This is a genomic window from Bacteroidales bacterium (genome assembly GCA_018334875.1).
Classification (GTDB): domain Bacteria; phylum Bacteroidota; class Bacteroidia; order Bacteroidales; family UBA12077; genus JAGXLC01.
In genome coordinates this window covers 4,119-7,560 of sequence record JAGXLC010000204.1, presented here as the reverse complement: position 1 = coordinate 7,560, position 3,442 = coordinate 4,119, and the positions used below count along the sequence as shown (strand labels likewise).

Below are 3,442 nucleotides of genomic sequence, written 5' to 3'. Positions count from 1 at the left end.
ATGGGCTGTAAGTTCTTCTAATGCATTATACCACACCAACTCTGATTCAGGATTACCAGGTTCACTGAAATCTTTGTTGTTTGTACTTATACGTGTTCCTTCTGCAGTGACACAATATATTATAATACCGGAAGGATCCTGGGCAGCATTTATCAATAGTTGTTTCGCCTCTCCGGATATTAAAGAATTATTTGACGCGGCATTGAAATGGCTTACATGTATTTCAGGGTTAACAGCAAAGTTATTATTCATAACCTGTGAAAGTTGTCGCTTAAAAAGCTCACGAAAAACTGCCAATGAATTATATTGATGTACAAACGTTTTACCTGATTCTAAGTTATTAAGAAATTCCAGAAGGTTCCAGTATTGATTTTGATCAATACCGGAACCTTCCGCATGTTTGGACGATTGATATACCAAAACCGGTATTCCGGCATCAATATATTGGTCAAGTTCTTCAACAGTTCCACTATCTGCTTCTCCTGTCGGAGTGAAAATCATTGTCCAAAAGACCGCTACCAGTAAATCTGCATTTTCTGCAATCTGTTTGTTTATCATTTCCCGGGGATGATTGCTATATTCAGATAAAGAATGCCTCTCCCAACTTTTTGGGATCAGGATTATTTTGTCCCGTTTAGAATGAATCATATTCCATTCCTCAATAATTTCCTCAATTATCTCCTTTTCTTCCTGAACATCTCCGGGAGCATATATCAGAATTTCATATACTGTTGATTCAAAACTCATAACATCCCCTTTCATAGAATTCTACATTTTATCAGGCATTTCAATAGGGGTGCCGGAATGATGATTAATATACCGGCTTAGGCACTTACAATTACCACAGCAAGAACCTGAATACCCAACTGGCTGAGTACTTCCGATGAGGTATGGCTTCATAATTTAAAAAATTTAAGGGTGAATAAAATTTTTTATAATCATCCAGGCAAAGGTATAAATGAAAGGGGGTATTTCAAAAATATTTTGTTATTTTTTTGTAATATACCCCTAAAATGCTAGGAATATATTACAAAAAAGCAATATTACAAACACTACCCCCCCCCTATTTAATGTTTGACTATAAAGTCAAATTGACTTGAAAGAATCTCGTCTAGAATGTTCGCTGGCAAAACTTGCGTATGTTGAATGTCAGGAGCCGGGCCATTGCCGGATGACTGGCATGAAAAACGATCGTAACGCAGCCAGCGGACATTATAGACAGACTCTATTTATATTCATGATCCCACAAAAAAATATAACATGTTCTCAATTGTTAATATCACGGGATTTTTGTAATTTTGCAGCCGATAAATTACTAAAATGGCATAACTTTTGTTTTCAAACATAATCCCTTTTTTTGGTTGCATCGATAAATGGCGCTGTTTTATAATGAAACCTGCATCCAGGACCTTCATAACAAGAACATGAGTAACATGCGGGTTCCATGGTAATACAAGCAAAGTTTGTAAACTTGGTATATAAATCAATTTGAAATTTAATTTTTTAATAAACTGTTACACGAATGAATCAGAGTAATAAATTAAAGTAGATTCCAACAATGACCTTAAAAAAATTATTGATCGTTATTTTTAGTTTTCAGCTTTTACAAATTGCAACAGATGGATATAGTCAGGAGACCCGGAAAATTAACTTAAACTTACAGAACGTTATTGACATTGCAAAGGACAGCTCACTCAAAGCCTTTATCGAAAAAAACAGATATCTTGCTGATTATTGGAATTATCGCTCCTATAAAGCAGAATTTCTTCCCAAATTAAACCTATCTGCCAGACCATTTTCTTATACAAGGGCTGTGAGGGAAGAATTCAACTGGCAGGATTCTTCATACCAATATATTGAACAGCAAAATGTAAATTCATATTTCAATCTTTCACTGAATCAAAACATTCCGTTTACAGGAGGAAAAGTTTATATAGATTCCGATATTGGAAGGCTTCAGAATTTTAACAATGGTGGGGTTCAATATTCTTCAACACCTATAAGAATAGGGATTGAACAGGGTTTGTTCGATTATAACCACCTGAGATGGCAGAAGAAGCTGGAACCTTTGGAATTTAAAAGGGCACAAAGGGATTATATTCAGGAACGGGAAGAAATTTCAGAAGATGCGGTAGATGCTTTCTTTGATTTGTTGCTTGCTCAAATATCCCTGGGTATAGAGGAGACCAAATATGCAAATGCAGATACGCTTTATAAAGATGGGCAGGAACGCTATAAAAAAGATTCGATTTCCCAGGAAGATTTGTATTCGCTCAGATTGCGCAAGTTAAATGCTGAGAATAGCTTAAAACAAACCAGCAACAGGGCTAAACGGGCTGAAAATGACCTCATCACCTTCCTCCGGTTAAAGGAAGATGTATCTATAGAATTAACCGTTCCTGAAGAAATCCCTCAGTTAAATATTGACCCGTCAATAGCTTTAGAAAAAGCCCAAAAGAACAACCCCCGAACGATTTGGCATGAAGAGCGACGCATTCGGGCTGAACGGAATGTTGTCAGAGCCAAAAAGTCGCGTTACCATGCCAATCTTGATGTAAGCTTCGGATTGAATCAGACAAATGAGAACATTGAGCAAACGTATCAGGATTTATTGGATCAGCAAAGAGTAAGGGTTAGTTTATATATCCCCATTGTTGACTGGGGATTAACACAAAAACGATATAACCTCGCCAGAAGAAACCAACAAGTAACAAATGCAAGTGTGAGACAATCGGAAATACGGTTTGATCAAAATGTAAGAAGAACGATTGAAGAATTTAATCTGCAGAAAAATATTATAGAAAGAGCAGCTTTGGCAGATACCCTGGCAAGAAAATCATATGATATTGTTCAGGAAAGATTTCTCAAGGGAGAAGCGGATATTGTCAAACTTAATTCTGCAGAACAAGATAAAATCTCCGCCCGAAAAAGTTATATCCGGGAATTGGAAGAATATTGGGAGTATATTTATGAGATCCGCCAGTTAACCGGCTATGATTTTGTTAATCAGGAAGAATTATCGGTTGATTTTGACAGGTTGATACCTTCAAATGGAATTGATCCGATTGATTGATATGTACGATAGGGCTTCCAAAATATGTATGGACATATAGTAATCTTTTCTGCAAGCGGTAAAAAATTAAGTTTTTTATTGGGATGTTTCAAAATTTTTTCTATCATTGTCTGAAAGGGGTATTGTTTAGAAACTAAAGATAGTGATACTTCAGCAATTTTTAAACCCCTTTTTAAAATTTGTCACAGAAACTTTTACCCCAATGAAAAAGTTAATTATACTTCCACTATCATTTCTTGCAGCAAGCTTGTTCATATTTACCGGTTGTAAAGTAGAATCTCCTGTGGTAAATAGCCTTTCAATAACTGAAATTACTGCTGACAGTGCAAAGAGTAAGGCTTATGTTACGGATGACGGAGGTGCTTCGGT

Annotated in this window: 2 protein-coding genes; one reads left to right on the top strand and one right to left on the bottom strand. The window is 36.1% G+C overall.

Annotation, left to right across the window (positions count from 1 at the left end; all coding sequences use genetic code 11):
- The coding region (locus KGY70_14260; GenBank protein ID MBS3776354.1) for a hypothetical protein at positions 1–762 on the bottom strand (762 nt) is incomplete at its 3' end.
- A gap of 796 nt (positions 763–1,558) precedes the next feature.
- Between KGY70_14260 and KGY70_14255 the strand changes: the two genes are divergently transcribed.
- Positions 1,559–3,073 (top strand): TolC family protein, encoded by a 1,515-nt coding sequence (locus KGY70_14255; protein ID MBS3776353.1) that lies wholly within the window; start codon positions 1,559–1,561, stop codon positions 3,071–3,073.
- Positions 3,074–3,442: the final 369 nt, after the last annotated feature.

Excerpts from the sequence above, each read along its gene's own strand:
- KGY70_14255 (MBS3776353.1), top strand. The coding sequence starts at position 1,559 with ATGACCTTAAAAAAATTATTGATCGTTATTTTTAGTTTTCAGCTTTTA.